We start from the raw sequence: 17484 nt of genomic DNA on the forward strand, positions 1-17484 counted from the left end.
TCACCGCTCACTTTTTGGCGGGCGAACAGGGTGGAAGCCGGAAACTTTCTGGCTCATTTGCTCTACACGGTCGGCGATGTATTGCTTGAAACGCTGATCTTGCAGAACCTCGATGTCTTGGAACAAGCCCAACACAAATCGCCCGATGCCCAGATAGCTGGCCACGTCGGCTTTGAAAATCCAGTGCTTCTCATCCTTCTCGGGAGCCAGGAAAGGGTGCGACTGCGGGTACTCCTCCAGCAAAAGATTGTATGACAACTGCCCCAAGCGCAGTTTCACGGGCAGCTTTTCATCGCCACTGAACATGAAAATATCCGTGAACAGGTCGCGGTGCTTGGCCTGGTTCATCCAAAAGACATCCATCACCTCAACACTCTTGATGCGCGACACCTTGAACGTTTTGCACATGTCCGACTGCATCTCGTAGCACCGCACGTCCAAATCGTCGTTCATCAGTAGGTAAGGCTCCACCACACGGTCGGAAACGGTCTTGCTGTGGGGCGACGAATAGCCCCTGAGCACCACGACGCTCTGTGTTTCCATCGCCTCTTTCAAGGTGCGCACGTTGTTGTGGATGCGCTTCAAAGCGGCTGGTGAGAACGACCCTTCCAGACTGTAATAGCGGTCGAGTTTGGTTTTGAGGGTAGCCAGGATAATGTCTTTCTTGTTGCTGGCCTCCAGCATTCGGCGCAGGTACGCGGCTTCTTCCTTGGTGAAAACGATGTTGTCGTGCAGTCGTCTGAAAAACTTACTATTGGGATCCAGGCGGTAATAGGCTCCGGTTTTGATAACCTGAAACCCACTGTTGCGCAGATAGTCAAGATAATAGTAGAGGTTGCGCCGCGTGACGTGAAGCCTGTCGGCCAACTGCTGGGCGGTGTAGTTGTTGTTATCGGTGAGCAACAGCAGCAGCTCGAGTTCGTTTCCGAATTTTTCTAATCGCATGATCAGTAGTTAATGAGTTTTTGAGTTTCTAAGTTTTTAAGTTTTTAAGATGGTGAGTTTTTAAGTTTGTGGGGTTTTAAGTTTTTTAGTTTCTAAGTTGGGGAGTTGACAAGTTAACAAGTTGACGAGTTGACGAGGATGTGTGCATGCTGGATTCCTCCTATAGCAGCAAGCTAAGCATTCAAGCATCAGAAGCCAACGCATATCAAGCAAAAGCACGCAACCTTGTAAGACAAGACTAATGCAATGTGCCTCAGTTGGACAAAAGGCAGTGCATTAAAAATCTAAGGACAGCTCTGTACTGCCCAAAAGGTTGTACGAACGGCGGTGATAGGGCGTGATGCCATACGCACGGATGGCCTCCCGATGCTTGCGTGTGGGGTAGCCCATGTTCGATTGCCAGTCGTATTGCGGGTATTCTTGCGCCAGGCGGTCCATGTAATCATCCCGAAAAGTCTTGGCCAAGATGCTGGCGGCGGCTATATCCTGGTACTTGCCGTCACCTTTTATAATAGTGGTATAGGGCAAATCATGATAAGGCGTGAAGCGATTTCCGTCCACGATGATGGCCTGCGGACGGGTGGTGAGCTGATCCAGCGCACGGTGCATGGCCAGGAAACTGGCGCGCAGAATGTTGATTTCGTCAATCTCCTGCGGTGTTACCTCTCCCACAGCCCACGCCACGGCATCGTTGATAATGGCTTGGCGCAATGCGTTTCGCTTTTTGCGCGAGAGCTGTTTCGAATCGTTCAGGTCCGCATTGTCATAGTTGGGCGGCAGGATGACGGCGGCGGCGAACACGCTTCCGGCCAAACATCCACGCCCCGCCTCGTCGCAACCAGCCTCGATGAGGTTGGGGTAATAATGAGATTTTAAAGTGTTGTGCATCCTCTACATGTGAAATAAAGTTAACCTACAACAAGTATTAACAACCTTTGTTTGGTGTGGAAAAATGAGTTCCAACTCTTGTCGTACTTTTGCCGTATCAAACAGAACATGAACCATCAAATACGAACGACAATGGAAAAGAACATTCTTTTATCAGAAAGCACACCCTCGGCACGAATCTCTTATCAGCACGTCATCGGAAAATTATTGATGCCGATAGAACTTTTGCGGCGTTATTACGCCAAAGTGATGGAACGTGAGGTGAACACGCGGCAGACGCTGTTGCTACTGAATGCCCAACTGGCATTCGTGATGACCGTGTTTCCCATCGAAGCGCCGTTCGCCATGCGCGTGGTTTGCTGCCTGTGGCTGTTGAACGCCTTGTGGAAATGCAAGCAAGCGTTCTGATTAGAACATCCTGCTGACGCGCTCAATGCCCGCAACCAATTGGTCAACCTCTTCGCGTGTGTTGTACAAAGCGAAGGAGGCGCGCGCTGTTCCCAAAACACCCAACCGCTGCATCAGCGGCTGCGCGCAGTGGTGCCCCGTGCGGATGGCGATGCCGAGCCTATCCAACAAGGTGCCCATGTCCATGTGGTGAATGTGTCCAACCTGAAAGCTAATGACCGCATCGCGATGGGCCGCCTCGCCGAAGATGTGCATCCCAGGAATGGTTTGCATGCGCTCAAGGGCGTAAGTGGTCAGCTCGTGTTCGTGCTTGGCTATGTTGTCCATGCCCAAGGATGACAGGTAATCGAGCGCAACGGCCAACCCATGCGTGGCAATGTAATCGGGTGTGCCCGCCTCGAACTTCAATGGCGGTCGCTCGAAAGAAACCTTATCGAACGACACATGGCTGATCATCTCGCCTCCTCCCTGATAGGGTGGCAAACGGTCGAGCCATTCTTCCTTACCATAAAGCACGCCAATGCCCGTGGGGCCGTATGCCTTGTGGCCGCTGAAAACGAAGAAATCGCAATCAATGTCTTGCATGTCTACCTTGAAATGGGGCGCACTCTGCGCACCGTCTATCACCACCGGCACGCCATGGGCATGCGCCGTGGCCGTCATCTGTTTCACAGGGTTGACGGTACCCAGCACGTTGCTCACCTGCGTCAGGCTCACCAATTTGGTCTTGTTGGTAAACAACTTCTCGTATTCGTCGAGCATCAGCTCCCCCGCATCGGTCATCGGAACCACTTTGAGCACGATGCCCCTTTGCTGAGCCTGCAACTGCCACGGCACAATGTTGGAATGATGCTCCATGGCAGACACGATTACTTCATCGCCTTCGCGCATGAACGCCTGACAATAGGTGGCGGCGATGAGGTTCAAGCCCTCGGTGGTACCTCGGGTGAAAACCACCTCAGCGGCAGAGCGGGCATTGATGAAACGGCGTACCGTCTCGCGGGCAGCCTCGTGAAGTTCGGTGGCCTGCTGCGACATCCAATGCACGCCACGGTGTACGTTGGCGTTGACGTTTAGGTATTCGTCACGCATGGCATCCAACACGCACAAGGGTTTCTGCGTGGTGGCCGCATTATCCAAGTAAATCAAAGGCTTGTCGTAGACCTTTCGAGAGAGGATGGGAAAATCCTGACGAATAGAAGAAATATCGTACATAGAATGGAATTGTATGGATGGGACTGGCCGTTTTGTTGATCGGAGCCGACTATTGGTTGGGCCAGTCACGGATGATTGGTTTGAACGTTCACGAAAAAACCTCCGCCCAAGTTTGCTTTTCAAAGCACTTGGGGGAGGCAATAATGGGCTGATTAACAATTTCTACATCCCGCACACTTGTCGAGTTCGCCTCTGAAGCGCTTCTCAACCAAGTAGTGCAGACGGTCTTTCAAGGGTTCGAGCTGCATGCTGTCGACCACTTCATTGATGAAGGCGAACTCCAACAGCAGCTTGGCTTCCTGCTCACTGATGCCGCGCTGGCGCATGTAGAACATAGCCTGGTCGTTGAGTTGACCCACGGTAGAACCATGACCACATTTCACATCGTCGGCATAAATCTCCAACTCAGGCTGCGTGTACATGCGTGCCTGTTTCGTGGTGCAGAGGTTTTGGTTGCGCATCTCCGAGTTGGTCTTCTGCGCTCCCTTCTCTACAAGCACCCTACCGGCGAAGGCTCCCGTGGCCTGACCATCGAGAACATACTTGTACAGTTCATGACTTTCGCAGTGAGGCACGGCATGACGGATGAACGTGTTGTTGTCCACATGCTGCTTTTTGTCAGCGATGACGCAGCCGTTACAGCAACAAGACGCCCCTTCGCCACGGAACACCAGATTGAGTTGGTTGCGTGTGATGCCATTGTGCAGGGTTAGCACGTTGTGATTGAAGCGGCTGTTGGCCTGCTGTTCCACATACACGTTGCTCACGCGAGTATTGTGTTCGTGCGTTTCTTCCATGCAATAAAGGTCGAGCGAGGCATTCTCGCCCACATAAGCCTCAATCACTTGCGTAGCAAGAAAGTGCTTGTCGTCCATGGTGTGGTCGCAGAAAAGGAACTTGGCCTCGGCTCCTTCATCCAGCACGATGAGCACCCGTCGGTTCACCATCAGGTCGACATCAGAGCGAAGGAGGTTCACCACCTGGACGGCACGGTCAATCTTAACCCGCTTGGGCACATAGATGAAGAGGCCATCTTGCGCCAGCATGGTGTTCAGCGCGGTGATGGCATCGTCCTTTGTCTCGGCCAGCTGGGCATAATACTTGCTCACTAATTGCGGATGGGTGTCGGCCACCTTCTGCAAAGAGTCTACGATGACACCTTCGGGCAGCGTCGCTTTGGGCAGCGCCTTGGCGTGGAAAGCATCGTTGACGATGAAGTAAAGCGAAGTACTCAAGTTGGGTACGCTGCACTTGAAAGCCTCATAGGGTTTTACGGGGATATCTAGCCGGTTGAGGTTCAATCCATAATTGGGTTCAAACAGCGCCGCCATATCCGTATAGCGATAGCGTTCGACCTTGCGTGAGGGGAAGCCTTGGCGCTTAAAATCTTCGAAGGCAGCGTCACGAACGTCGTTCATCACGGGCGAACCATGCTGAAAAATCATGGCGCGGGCATCCGCATACAGGTCGAGATATTGTTTCTCACTGTTCATCATTCTGCCTCCGCCTTAATCCAGTCGTATCCCTTGTCTTCGATTTCCTTGGCCAATTCAGGCCCTCCGGTCTTCACAATGCGTCCATTGAACAGCACATGAACGATGTCGGGCTTGATTAAATCGAGCAAACGGTCGTAATGTGTGATGACAATGGTGCTGGTATCGGGCCTCTTGAGCTTGTTGACACCTTCGGCAACTATGCGAAGAGCGTCTACATCCAAGCCCGAATCCGTCTCATCGAGAATGGAGAGTGTGGGCTCGAGCATCGCCATTTGGAAGATTTCGTTGCGCTTTTTCTCTCCGCCACTGAATCCCTCGTTCACGCTGCGGTTGGACAGTTTGCTGTCTAACTCAACCACCTTTCGCTTTTCCTTCATCAACTTGATGAAGTCGCCGGCACTCATCGGCTCCTGTCCTTGATACTTTCGCTTCTCGTTGATGGCTGCCCGCATGAAATTGGTCATGGACACACCAGGGATTTCCACAGGATATTGGAAAGAGAGAAACAATCCCTCATGTGCGCGATCTTCTGGCGCCATGGCCAACAGGTCTTTGCCATTGAACGTCACTTCGCCCTGTGTAACCTCGTACATCGGATTGCCCACGAGCACTGCACTCAAGGTACTCTTGCCCGAACCGTTGGGTCCCATGATGGCATGTACTTCTCCTGTCTTGATGACAAGATTGATTCCTTTCAATATTTCTTTGCCGTTGATGGTGGCATGCAAATTCTTTACCTCTAACATAATGATTCTTTTGTTATAAATCGGTTTATCCAACGGTGCCCTCCAGCGAGACGGAAAGCAATTTTTGCGCCTCAACTGCAAACTCCATCGGCAACTTGTTTAATACTTCCTTGGCATATCCATTGACAATCAGGCCAACGGCATCTTCAGTAGGAATGCCTCGTTGATTGCAATAAAACAGCTGGTCTTCACTGATTTTGCTTGTCGTGGCCTCATGCTCAACGATGGCACTGTCGTTATGAATGTCCATATAGGGGAACGTATGGGCACCACATTCGCTTCCCAACAGCAGACTGTCGCACGAGCTGTAGTTGCGTGCATTGTCCGCATTGGCGGTCGCACGAACCAATCCTCGATAGGAATTCTGGCTGTGTCCGGCACTGATTCCCTTTGAAATGATGGTGCTCGTGGTGTTCTTCCCCATGTGAATCATCTTCGTACCCGTGTCGGCTTCTTGATGATGATTGGTCACCGCCACCGAATAGAACTCGGCCTGCGAGCCGTCTCCACGCAAGATACAAGATGGATATTTCCATGTAATGGCGCTACCTGTTTCGACTTGCGTCCACGAGAGCTTGGAGTTGACTCCGCGACAATCGCCCCTTTTGGTGACTAAGTTGAGCACTCCGCCCTTGCCATGTTCGTCTCCGGGATACCAATTCTGAACGGTTGAGTATTTTACCTCGGCATTGTTCATCACGATGATTTCCACGATTGCGGCATGAAGTTGATTCTCATCGCGCATCGGAGCGGTGCATCCTTCGAGATAACTCACATACGCATCGTCTTCAGCCACAATCAACGTTCGTTCAAACTGTCCGGTATTGCGCGCGTTGATGCGGAAATACGAACTTAACTCCATGGGACAGCGCACGCCTTTGGGGATGAAAACGAACGATCCATCACTGAAAACAGCGCTGTTCAGGGCTGCAAAGAAATTGTCATGATAAGGAACCACCGAGCCTAAGTACTGACGCACCAAGGCAGAATGTTCCTTGATAGCCTCGCCCATGGAACAGAAGATGACGCCTTTCTCCTTCAGCTTTTCCTTGAAGGTGGTCTTCACAGACACTGAATCCATGATGGCATCAACGGCCGTTCCACTAAGTGCCAACCGTTCTTCCAATGGAATGCCCAGCTTGTCGAACGTCTTCTCCAATTCCGGATCAAGCTCCTTGTTGGCTGGTTTCTTCGCCATTGGGTCGGCATAATAGGAGATTTCTTGGTAATTAATGTCGGGCAACGTCACATGTCCCCATGAGGGTTGTGTCATTGTCAGCCAATGTCGATACGCTTTCAGGCGAAATTCGAGCATCCATTCCGGCTCTCCTTTCTTGTTGGAAATGAGCCGAATGACATCCTCATTAAGCCCCTTCTCTATAATCTCGGTATGAACGTCAGTGGTAAAACCAAACTCGTACTTCTGTTCGGTCAGCTTTTTGACGTATTCGTTGTTCGTGTTATTTACTTCTTCCATAAATGTAAATGCAGGAACTCCCTGATGTTTCATGGACGCCCCTGCAATAGATGATATGATTAGTTTGTTAGTTGACGAGTTTACAAGTTAACGAGTTGACGAGTTGTTGGTGCTCAAGGGTTCATAAATTGAAGTATTTACGAACGCAAAGACTTATCAACTCACAAACTTATCAACTCAAAACTCACACGCTCAAACTTACAACGTTTGCTTTACTTCTATTTCTGTAAAGGTTTCTATGATGTCACCTTCCTGGATATCATTGAAATTAACCAGACTGATACCACACTCGAAACCGGTTGCCACTTCCTTGACATCGTCCTTATACCGCTTCAATGCATTGATAGGAGCGGTGTGAACAACGATTCCATCGCGAACAACTCGAGCTTTGTCTGAGCGGTGTACCTTTCCATCGGTAACCATGGCACCAGCTACGGTTCCCACCTTTGAAATCTTGTAAACTTGCTTCACCTCAACCTCGCCAGTGACTACCTCCTTGGTCACCTTGTCAAGCATGCCCTCCATAGCCGACTTCACGTCATCAATGGCGTCGTAGATGACGGAGTAGGTGTTGATTTCAACACCGTTCTGTTCGGCCAGTTTACGGGCAGAAGCAGACGGACGAACCTGGAAGCCCACAATAATAGCATCGGAAGCATCTGCCAAGGTAACGTCGCTCTCACTGATCTGACCTACCGACTTGAAGATAACATTGACGTTAATCTTCTCGGTAGACATCTTAATAAACGAGTCACTCAAAGCCTCGATACTACCATCGGTGTCACCTTTCACTATAATGTTCAGTTCTTTGAATGACCCAAGAGCGATACGATGCGAGATGTCACTTAGCGTGAGGCGCTTCTGTGTACGCAAGCCTTGCTCACGCTGCAACTGCATACGCTTGTTGGCGATATCTCGAACCTCTTGCTCTGTTTCCAGCACATGGAACTGATCACCGGCCGTGGGCGCACCATTCAGTCCGAGAATGATGGCAGGTTCGGCAGGTTTGGCCGACTCAATACGCTGGTTGCGCACGTTGAACATGGCCTTGATGCGTCCCCAGCTCGTCCCGGCGATGATGTCATCACCCACACGCAGCGTACCATTGCTGACCAAAACCGTAGAAACATATCCACGCCCCTTGTCCAAACTCGACTCGATGACACTACCTGTCGCACGACGATTGGGATTAGCTTTCAAGTCAAGCATGTCGGCCTCGAGGAGAACTTTCTCCAACAATTCGTTAACACCTATACCTTTTTTCGCACTGATTTCCTGGCATTGGTATTTTCCACCCCACTCTTCAACCAGCAAGTTCATCTGAGCCAAGTCTTCACGAATCTTATCTGGGTTGGCTCCTGGCTTGTCAATCTTGTTGATGGCAAACACCATGGGCACGTTGGCAGCCTGCGCATGCGCGATGGCCTCCTTGGTAGTAGGCATCACACTGTCGTCGGCAGCGATGATGATGATGGCGATATCCGTCACCTGTGTACCGCGGGCACGCATGGCGGTGAAGGCCTCATGACCAGGAGTATCCAAGAATGTGATGAATCGTCCATTCTCCAGCTGTACGTTGTAAGCACCGATGTGCTGGGTAATGCCACCAGCCTCGCCTTCAATCACATTGGTGTTACGGATGTGGTCCAACAGAGATGTCTTACCATGGTCTACATGTCCCATCACGGTAACGATGGGTGCGCGAGGCAACAGGTCGTTCTCGTCGTCGATTTCTTCAGCGACAGCCTCTTGAACCTCTGCGCTCACATATTCGGTCTTGAAGCCAAACTCATCGGCAACCAAGTTGATGGTCTCGGCATCCAATCGTTGATTGATAGATGCCATCACACCGATGCTCATCAAGGTTCCAATCAGTTTGTTGACATCCACATCCATCATGGTAGCCAATTCGCTGACTGTCACGAATTCGGTGAGCTTCAATACCTTACTTTCCTTACGTTCTGCTCTTGCTTCCGCACTCATGCGTTCTTGCATGGCATCACGTTTTTCCTTACGGTATTTAGCACCTTTCCTGTTCTGCGTACCCTTACTGGTGAGTCTGGCCAGCGTTTCTTTTACCTGGCGTGCTACCTCTTCCTCGTTCACCTCCAGCGGTTTCTGGTTACGTCCTCTGCCCTTTCGATTTTTCTTATTAGCATTTCGGCCGTCAGCATTCGCAGACCTGTTGGCATTGCCACCGCCATTGTTTCCAATTTGTCGAGAAGCAGCGTTGATATCAACCCGCTGTTGGTTAATGCGTGCGCGCTTTTTGCGTCCATCGCCTCGTTTTTCTTCACGCTCTTTGCGACGTTCTTCCTTGGTTTTCTTCTTGGGTCGAGTACTCTGGTTGATGGTGCTAAGGTCTATTTTACCCAGCACATTCACCTTTGGCGCATTTTGCAAGCGCAGCTCACCCTTGGTTTGGAAAAGTTCGGTGCCTTCCTGCTCCTTGTCACTTTCCTGCGATTCGGCGCTTTGCTGTGCCTTGTCGCTTTCCTGTGGCTTGTCACTTTCCTGTGGTTCAATACGCTCGTCAACCTTTTGTTTCTGGTCCGCTTGCTCCTTCTTTACAATTGGTGCCTCGGTCTTGACTTCAGCTTTCTGGTCGTCCTTCTTGCTTTCTTCCACCACAGTTGGTGCTGCCTTTGGTGTTTCTGCTGGCTTCTCTACTTTTTCTTTTTCAGGCTTTGGGCTGACGGCAGCAGCCTTCTTTGTCGGTTTTTCTTGTGATTCCGATGCCTTTTGATTGTCTTGAGCATCAGCGTTCTTAGCGGCAGGCTTCTTGTCGAATACGCTCAAGTCAATCTTGCCGAGCGGTTTGTATCGCTGCTGCGATGAAGCTGTCTCGACTACTTCTTCAACACGCTCTTCTTTTGCTTCCGAAGTGCGTTTCTTTTCTTTGGGCTTTTTCTGGAAGATCTTTTCCGCCTGATTGCGCACCTCTGCGTCTTGTTGGAAAGCCTCTACCAGGGCTTGGTATTGTGCGTCGCTCAACTTAAAGCTTGGCTCGCCCTTTACCTCTCCCAGCTCACTTTTCTTTTCAAGGAATTCAACTGCCGTTTGAAGTCCTATGTTTAATTCACGTAATGCTTTGTTTAATCTGATGCTCATTGATAATTATTTAACTCTTGTTCTTATTGATGTTCACACTCCCAACTGTTCTGCCCATTTGCAGAAGTTTTTCTACAGCGTCCTCGTTCGCAGAGGGCTGCATGCGTCACGGGGTGTTACTGTTCAAATTCTGATTTTAATACCCGAATCAGGTGATCGACGGTTTCTTCCTCCAAGTCGGCTTTCTCGATTAACATTTCACGAGGTGCGTTCAACACCTGTTTAGCCGTATCAAGACCGATGCCTTTGATGGCGTCGATAATCCATTGATCGATTTCGTCATCAAACTCTTCCAAGTAGATGTCTTCGTCAGCGTCGGCATCTGAAACTTCACGGTACACGTCGATGGTAAATTCTGTCAGCATGGAAGCCAACTTGATATTCAGTCCTCCTCGACCAATGGCCAAGCTCACCTCTTCGGGTTGCAGGTAAACTTCGGCCTTGCGATTCTCCTCATCCAGGTTGATGCTGCTGATGCGAGCGGGACTCAACGCGCGCTGAATGAATAGTTTAATGTTTGACGTGTAGTTAATCACGTCGATATTCTCGTTACACAACTCGCGTACGATGCCGTGCACACGACTGCCTTTCACGCCAACGCAGGCACCTACCGGGTCAATGCGGTCGTCGTAGCTTTCCACGGCCACCTTTGCACGCTCGCCTGGCATGCGGGCTATTTTCTTGATGGAGATGAGTCCGTCGTTAATCTCGGGCACCTCGGCCTCCAACAGTCGTTCCAGGAATACCGGACTGGTACGCGAGAGGATAATCTTGGGGTTGTTGTTCTCGTTGTCCACCCGCAGGATGACGGCGCGAATGGTCTCGCCCTTGCGGTATTGGTCGGCCGGAATCTGCTCTGACTTGGGCAGTATCAGCTCGTTGTTCTCATCATCTACCAACAGCACCTCGCGCTTCCATATCTGGTAAACCTCGCCGGAGATAACCTGTCCCACGCGATCCTTATACTTATTGTACAACGAGTCGTGTTCCAGCTCCAGCACTTTTGAAGCCAATGTCTGTCGAAGATTCAAAATGGCACGGCGACCAAACTTGGCAAAGTCAATCTGTTCAGAAACCTCTTCGCCCTCTTCATAGTCGTCTTCAATCTCGCGAGCCTCTTTCAGCGATATTTCCTTATTTTCGTCCGCCACCTCGCCATCCGGCACAACGATGCGGTTACGGTATATTTCGAAGTCGCCCTTATCTGGATTTACGATAACGTCAAAATTCTCATCGCTACCATAAATCTTGGCTAGCACGTTGCGGAAACTTTCCTCCAACACGCTTACCAATGTGGCACGGTCGATGTTTTTCGTGTCTTTAAATTCACGAAAGGTGTCAATCATGCTGATGGTTTCTTCTACATTCTTTCTTGCTGCCATAGCGTTATATGTTATATATTAGTTTCATTCAATGATCAGTTTCTGCCTCATCATTTAAAGTTGATGAGGTACTTGGTATACTTCACCTTGTCCATCTGGAAAGTATGATCCACGGCTTGTAGCTCTGGGCGTTTCTTGCCTTCAACCTTCACCTTCTCGTCAACGGTCACAACAAAGTCGTTCCCATCTACCGATTTCAAGACACCTCGGTATTTCAGTCCGTCGCCATCAAGCACCTCGACCTCTTTTCCTATGAAATTGATGTACTGCTGTGGCACCTTGAAAGGTTGACCCAATCCGGCCGAGCCTACTTCCAACTCATAGTCTTCATCGTCACGGTTCAGCCGATCTTCTATGTACCGGCTCAGTTCCACACAGTCTTCAATCCACACGCCGTCTGCATGGTCGATTTCGACAACAATCTTGTCGTCTTTACTGACCTCAACATCCACCAAGAAATAGTCTTTGTCCTGAAGCCAATCTTCAACCAATTCTTTTACGACACTTTTATCAATCATATATATTTAATTAGTACTATATATTCTTACCGCTCGTGCCAAGCATCTTGCAAGCAGCGATGCCGGCCGTATTCAAAATAAAATGAGGAGCTTTCTGCGAAGCCCCTCATTCCACTGAACGGTGCAAAGATAGGTTTTTTCAACGAAATATCCAAATAAAACGGCGATTATTCACGAAATTTTCACATCATAATAATGTGCTACGGGCCAGGCGTCGCACCAAAGTGATGACACATCGCAACCATCTACGCGCGTTGAATGAGCTTCGGAAATGAACGAAGGAAGTAAATTATTTTTATCAAAAAAGGCCTATAAAACGGCACTTGTAAATTGGCAATCTGGAAAAAATTAATAGGCCTGTGGGGAGCATCAAGGCAATGGTTGGGCAAGAAAATGCAGGTTTTACGATTAGAGCATTGACTTTGCTACCATAAAAGTATCACTTTGATGCGTTAGAAACATGACTTTGACGGGTAAACTCATGCGCATTTCACGCCAAAAACCATGCTTTTGACCGAAAAATGCACGAAAAAACAGAGGCTACACAGGCCACATAGGCACAAGTAATTAAATATCAAACACATATAAACTTCCCTCATTTTGAGCGTATTTTCAACCAAAGGCAAGGCTGGTTGTCCACAGGCCAAACATGAAGCGGTTGGTTGTTAAATATTTTCCTAACGTATTGACCCCATGACTTCAATTCCACCAACACACAACGAACACGGCACAATGAAAACGCAGCGACGAATTTGCACAAAAGATAGTTGACATTACCATATATTTATTGTATTTTTGCAAGGAGTGTTGAACAGCGTAATCTTGATGAGAATGATGCAAAAAAAGACGATTTTCCTCACGGGTGCCACCGGACACATGGGGTCGGAGGGCTTGAAACAGCTATTGAAACGGCGTGACGAGTTTGATATTCGCCTGCTGGTACTGCCCACCGAGAACGACCGTAAGGCCATTGCGCCCTACGCTTCGCTGCCGGGTGTGGAAGTGATTTATGGCGATTTGACGCATTACGACGACGTGTTGCGAGGGGTGACGAATGCTGATTATGTGCTGCACGTGGGCGGAATGGTGTCGCCGGCAGCCGATTATTTTCCGCAAAAGACCATGCAGGTCAACGTGGGGGCGGTGAAAAACATCATCCGAGCGATCAAGGCACAGCCCAATCCCGACCGGGTACATCTGGTATACATCGGAACGGTGGCGCAAACGGGCGACCGCAACGATCCCATTCACTGGGGACGCGTGGGCGACCCCATCAAGATTAGCGTCTATGACATCTACGCTTTGTCGAAAGCCTTGGCCGAGAGAGAGGTCATCGAATCGGGGTTGAAGCATTGGGTGTCGCTCCGGCAAACGGGCATCTTATACCCCTCCATTCTCAACACATTAGACCCCATCATGTTTCACCAACCTCTGAACGGCGTGTTGGAATGGGTGACGGCCAAGGATTCGGGCGTACTGCTGTCGCATGTGTGCAATCAAGACCTGCCCGAAGACTTCTGGTGCCGTATTTACAACATTGGCGGAGGAGCGGAGTATCGCACCGTTAACTGGGCGTTTATGCAATACACCTTCACGGCTTTGAACTTAGGAAACCTCAAAGACCTCACCGAACCCAACTGGTTTGTGCTGCGCAACTTCCACGGACAGTGGTACACCGATTCCGATATCCTTGAATCGTATCTGCATTTCAGAAGTGGAAAGATAGACCAATTCATTCAAGAAATGGCTGAAAAAGCTCCGTTGAAGATGAAATTAGGGGGTTTGGTCCCTTCCAGCCTCATCAAACATCTTGTGTTGAAGCCCACCGCCAAGAAGCCTTTGGGACCTTTATATTGGACGAAGCACAACATCGAGCCTCGCATCACGGCCTTCTATGGCAGCATGGACGCATGGAGAGCTATTCCGGGATGGAACGAGTTTAAACTGTATCACCCATCGCCTCAGCCCGTGATGTTAGACCATGGATATGACGAGTCGAAACCAAAAGACGAACTGGATATAGAAGATATGCGGCAAGCGGCAGCCTTCAGGGGCGGCAAATGCCTGTCCAAGCAGATGGTGCGCGGCGACCTGTCCACCCAGTTGGAATGGCAATGCGCTTTTGGACATCGTTTCAAAGCCTCTCCCCTACTGGTACTATTAGGTGGTCACTGGTGCCCCGAGTGCTTCCCCATGCCGTGGAATTACGATGAGGAAGCCAGGCGAAATCCGTTCTTTGCCCAGGTATGGAAGCCTCTGCACAGCCCTGACGAACGCAACGTGTACGATGAGACTATTATCAAAGGGGTGCAAGGGTGAAAAAGGAAGAAGGGGAAAAAACTTTTTTGAAGGAATAACTATTTTTTTTGTTGGGCATACTACCTAATATATAACCGTGGCGAGACTCTGATTTTAATTTGCGGTTTGAGCATAAGAACATTTAGCCTGCTTTTCAAAATTAGTCTTGAGAATCTGATGTTGATTGCAATTTGAGGCAGATTCGTTGAGTATCCTTGAAGCATACGATTAACGACCGAAAAAGCCCTTTAACCTTCTCTTCATATCTTCCTTACACTCCTGCCACACCTTAAGGTTTTGTGCATACTCCTCTTCCAAGCGTTTTCTCTTATCTTCACGCTGCCACTGATTTTGAGGCGTATGCTTTCTGCCTTTTGTTGCCAAGCCAACAATTATCCAAGTAATTATCAATAAGACAAATCCCAGTGTCGTCATATCTTACCTGTTTGTAATAGTACTCTTTGCATATTTATATAAAAGCTGCGATTTATGAACCAATAGAACAAAGAAATAAATGGGGAATGAGAGGGTAAAATAGTTTTCAAAATATTTGCAGGGATAAAATATTATCCCTATATTCGTAGTGTGATTTAAAATAATAATATGCCTACAATATTTGAAATATTTGGACTTCGTTTTTTCTTTTACTCTGACGAACATAGACCAATCCATGTTCATGTTGTAAAAGGTGACGATGACGCAAAGATACAGATAGAAGATGAGGTTAAGTTAGTATATAATCATGGATTAAAAGCCAAAGATTTGAAACGAGCTTTGGAACTTGCAGAGATGTACAAAGAGGATATCATCAATACCTGGAACGAGTATCATTAAATGAGTATCATTATGGAAACAATAAAGAATATATGGTTTGAGAAAGGGCGTATATATATGCTGTCAAGCGAGGATAAGGTGTACAGCCGTCCGTTGGAGGCTTTTCCATTGCTCAAAGATGCAACAGAAAGGCAACGAATGGATTATACAATAGAATTACATGGAGAGGCTCTACGATGGACTGAGTTGGACGAAGATATACATATTTCAAGTTTTTATACAAAAGAAGAACCGAAATATGATAATGAAATTGCCATGTTGTTTAAGCGTTTTCCGCAATTAAATGTTTCGGAAGTAGCGAGAAATCTGGGCATTAACAAAAGTTTATTGTCAAAATACATCTACGGAATAAAGAATCCGAGTGCGGAAAGAGTTTGTCAAATCAAAAATGCTCTACGTGCTTTAGGAAGAGAATTGGCAGCCGTGTAAATTGAATAATAAATAATAAAAATACACATTAAATTAAACGTCTTTGCCAAATACATACGGGTCAGTCGTAAAACCCAGTTGCAACCCTCTCCCCCTCATGCACATAATTTCATAAGCCTATAAAGGAAGAAAGGAATATCCGTTACTCCCCTGAACTGTGCCCTGAAGGCTTTGACTTTTGCGTTGAAGGATTCAGCATTGGCATTTGTGGCTCTGTTGACAAAGAAATTGAGTATGGTATCATAATGGTTCTTAAAGGTGTCAATTACCGTATAGAAATTATCCACGCCCAACTTCTCTACCTCGTTAAACCACTTAGCCAGTTTCAATCTTGCAGCGTCCTTGATGCTTCTGGCATTATAAATATCGGTAAGTTCCATGGCCAGGTCATAGGCTTTTTTGAGTTCCGGGTAGTTTTCAAAGATTATTTCAGCCCTTAGCCTTTGCGATTCTGTCCACTTTGACTTGTGTTTAGTCAGTATAAACTTCGCCCTGGCAAGCAGTTGCTTGCGTGTGTCACCGTTGCTGTATCTGAATGGCCTGTAGGTTTCGTTCTTGGCTTTGGCTTCCTTCATCTCCTCATTTTCTCTGTCCCTTGCCATCCACCTGTAGGCTATGCGCATGTCGTCCAAAGCGTCATAGTAAAGCTTCTGCACATGAAACCTGTCATTGGTGATGAGTGCCTTGGGGAACACCGTGCGCGCAATGATCATCATAGAGGAAGACAAGTCGAGCGTTATCTCCTTGACAGTCTTTCTTTTGGAAAGGTCAATCTTTTCCAGAACACGAATCACATCTTCGGCTTTTGTTCCCCTGACCACAGCTACCAGCGTACCCCTGCCACCTTTGCCAGCCTTGTTGGTCAGAAACGTATAGACCTCACCGCTGCTCAGACAAGTCTCATCGATACTCAGGCTCTCTCCCAGGTTCTCATCAAACAGCAGCCAGTCTCCCGCATGCGACAACTGCTCCCACTGGCGATAATCGCTGAAATGCTCCTTGTATTGGGTGGAAAGCTGCTTGCCGTCTACGCCATAGTGAGAGCCGATACCTGTAATGCTCTCCGCAGTAGACTCAATTCTATTCTTTTAAAAAAGAAACGAACTCAGGGGAAAGTTTGCTGCCCTCAGTTGTCAAGTCATCGTAAGAATAACTGAATATCTCACCCGTGGAACTGTCACGCCATTTTCGACGGCGGACATGAAGGTAAACGGGCTTGCCACGAAGGGGAAAGTCATGGACAACCCGTTCGGCGGTAAAGCCGTAACTGCTTACCGTGCCGGACTTGCGGTCAACCTCTTCCATAAAGTTACGCTCATCCAACCAGAAGTCTATCTGGGAAATACTCTCTTGGATATCTATCACATCAAAATAATCTGCGAGTATCTCTGGAAAGATACAACGCAACAATTGCTCGGTCTTCATGATGCAAAGATAACAAATACTTATGAAATTATGTGCATGAGAGGGAGAGGGTTGCAACTGGGTTTTACGACTGACCCATACATACTCCAATATGTTCTTGTTTGATTCATTGACAGCCTTTTTTCTTACCAAAAAGAGCGGAAGCCCTATTCAATAGGACTTCCGCTCTCTGCGCTTCAAGATGGGCTTGAACCAACGACCCCCTGATTAACAGTCAGGTGCTCTAACCAACTGAGCTATTGAAGCAAGTACAAATCAAGAATCTTGATTGCGGATGCAAAGGTAGAACGTTTTTTTGAAACCGCCAAACAT

Annotated in this window: 16 protein-coding genes and 1 tRNA gene; 4 read left to right on the forward strand and 13 right to left on the reverse strand. The window is 48.4% G+C overall.

All coding sequences use genetic code 11. The features are described 5' to 3' along the window. On the reverse strand, positions 1 to 945 hold the full coding sequence (locus NQ518_RS09220; protein WP_227962188.1) for a helix-turn-helix transcriptional regulator: 945 nt from the start codon (positions 943 to 945) through the stop codon (positions 1 to 3). Positions 946 to 1221: 276 nt separating this feature from the next. Further along, on the reverse strand, positions 1222 to 1833 hold the full coding sequence (locus NQ518_RS09225; protein ID WP_227962186.1) for a ribonuclease HII: 612 nt from the start codon (positions 1831 to 1833) through the stop codon (positions 1222 to 1224). Positions 1834 to 1965: 132 nt separating this feature from the next. Between NQ518_RS09225 and NQ518_RS09230 the strand changes: the two genes are divergently transcribed. Continuing rightward, a complete protein-coding gene (locus NQ518_RS09230) occupies positions 1966 to 2241 on the forward strand; it encodes an ATP-binding protein (RefSeq protein ID WP_227962184.1) in 276 nt (91 codons plus the stop codon). Here NQ518_RS09230 and NQ518_RS09235 read toward each other — a convergent pair whose 3' ends face one another. The 7 genes from NQ518_RS09235 to rimP form a co-directional block, all read right to left on the reverse strand. Further along, complete coding sequence (locus NQ518_RS09235) at positions 2242 to 3456, reverse strand: aminotransferase class V-fold PLP-dependent enzyme (protein ID WP_227962182.1); 1215 nt, start codon at positions 3454 to 3456, stop codon at positions 2242 to 2244. A 152-nt stretch (positions 3457 to 3608) separates the two neighbouring features. Further along, positions 3609 to 4949: a Fe-S cluster assembly protein SufD gene (gene sufD / locus NQ518_RS09240; RefSeq protein ID WP_227962395.1), complete on the reverse strand. Its 1341-nt coding sequence runs from the start codon at positions 4947 to 4949 to the stop codon at positions 3609 to 3611. Beyond that, entirely contained in the window at positions 4949 to 5698 is a 750-nt protein-coding gene (gene sufC / locus NQ518_RS09245) for a Fe-S cluster assembly ATPase SufC (protein ID WP_036871908.1), read from the reverse strand. Before sufC ends, sufD begins: the two co-directional genes overlap by 1 nt. A gap of 25 nt (positions 5699 to 5723) precedes the next feature. After that, a complete protein-coding gene (sufB, locus tag NQ518_RS09250) occupies positions 5724 to 7175 on the reverse strand; it encodes a Fe-S cluster assembly protein SufB (protein WP_227207109.1) in 1452 nt (483 codons plus the stop codon). Between the two features lie 198 nt (positions 7176 to 7373). Continuing rightward, the gene (infB, locus tag NQ518_RS09255; protein WP_227207107.1) at positions 7374 to 10286 is read right to left on the reverse strand and encodes a translation initiation factor IF-2; all 2913 of its coding nucleotides are present in this window, start codon (positions 10284 to 10286) and stop codon (positions 7374 to 7376) included. Between the two features lie 116 nt (positions 10287 to 10402). Continuing rightward, on the reverse strand, positions 10403 to 11668 hold the full coding sequence (gene nusA, locus NQ518_RS09260) for a transcription termination factor NusA (protein ID WP_227207105.1): 1266 nt from the start codon (positions 11666 to 11668) through the stop codon (positions 10403 to 10405). Between the two features lie 50 nt (positions 11669 to 11718). Continuing rightward, positions 11719 to 12186 (reverse strand): ribosome assembly cofactor RimP, encoded by a 468-nt coding sequence (rimP, locus tag NQ518_RS09265; RefSeq protein WP_227207103.1) that lies wholly within the window; start codon positions 12184 to 12186, stop codon positions 11719 to 11721. An 831-nt stretch (positions 12187 to 13017) separates the two neighbouring features. Between rimP and NQ518_RS09270 the strand changes: the two genes are divergently transcribed. Further along, a complete protein-coding gene (locus tag NQ518_RS09270; RefSeq protein WP_260107731.1) occupies positions 13018 to 14505 on the forward strand; it encodes an NAD-dependent epimerase/dehydratase family protein in 1488 nt (495 codons plus the stop codon). Positions 14506 to 14712: 207 nt separating this feature from the next. Here NQ518_RS09270 and NQ518_RS09275 read toward each other — a convergent pair whose 3' ends face one another. Beyond that, positions 14713 to 14919 (reverse strand): hypothetical protein, encoded by a 207-nt coding sequence (locus NQ518_RS09275; protein ID WP_227207099.1) that lies wholly within the window; start codon positions 14917 to 14919, stop codon positions 14713 to 14715. 168 nt (positions 14920 to 15087) lie between these two features. Here NQ518_RS09275 and NQ518_RS09280 point away from each other — a divergent pair, with 168 nt between their 5' ends. Both NQ518_RS09280 and NQ518_RS09285 read left to right on the forward strand, forming a co-directional pair. After that, on the forward strand, positions 15088 to 15318 hold the full coding sequence (locus tag NQ518_RS09280) for a DUF4160 domain-containing protein (protein WP_227207097.1): 231 nt from the start codon (positions 15088 to 15090) through the stop codon (positions 15316 to 15318). Positions 15319 to 15330: 12 nt separating this feature from the next. Then, a complete protein-coding gene (locus tag NQ518_RS09285) occupies positions 15331 to 15747 on the forward strand; it encodes a DUF2442 domain-containing protein (protein WP_227207095.1) in 417 nt (138 codons plus the stop codon). Between the two features lie 95 nt (positions 15748 to 15842). On the opposite strand, the gene NQ518_RS09290 is transcribed toward NQ518_RS09285, so the two are convergent. From NQ518_RS09290 to NQ518_RS09300, 3 genes are all read right to left on the reverse strand, one after another. After that, positions 15843 to 16826 (reverse strand): ISAon1 family transposase, encoded by a 984-nt coding sequence (locus NQ518_RS09290; protein ID WP_419471399.1) that lies wholly within the window; start codon positions 16824 to 16826, stop codon positions 15843 to 15845. 1 nt (position 16827) lies between these two features. After that, positions 16828 to 17172: an ISAon1 family transposase N-terminal region protein gene (locus tag NQ518_RS09295; protein WP_227960382.1), complete on the reverse strand. Its 345-nt coding sequence runs from the start codon at positions 17170 to 17172 to the stop codon at positions 16828 to 16830. A 172-nt stretch (positions 17173 to 17344) separates the two neighbouring features. Further along, positions 17345 to 17418: transfer RNA gene (locus NQ518_RS09300), tRNA-Asn, on the reverse strand. Positions 17419 to 17484: the final 66 nt, after the last annotated feature.

It is taken from the genome of Hoylesella buccalis ATCC 35310, from assembly GCF_025151385.1.
GTDB lineage: Bacteria > Bacteroidota > Bacteroidia > Bacteroidales > Bacteroidaceae > Prevotella > Prevotella buccalis.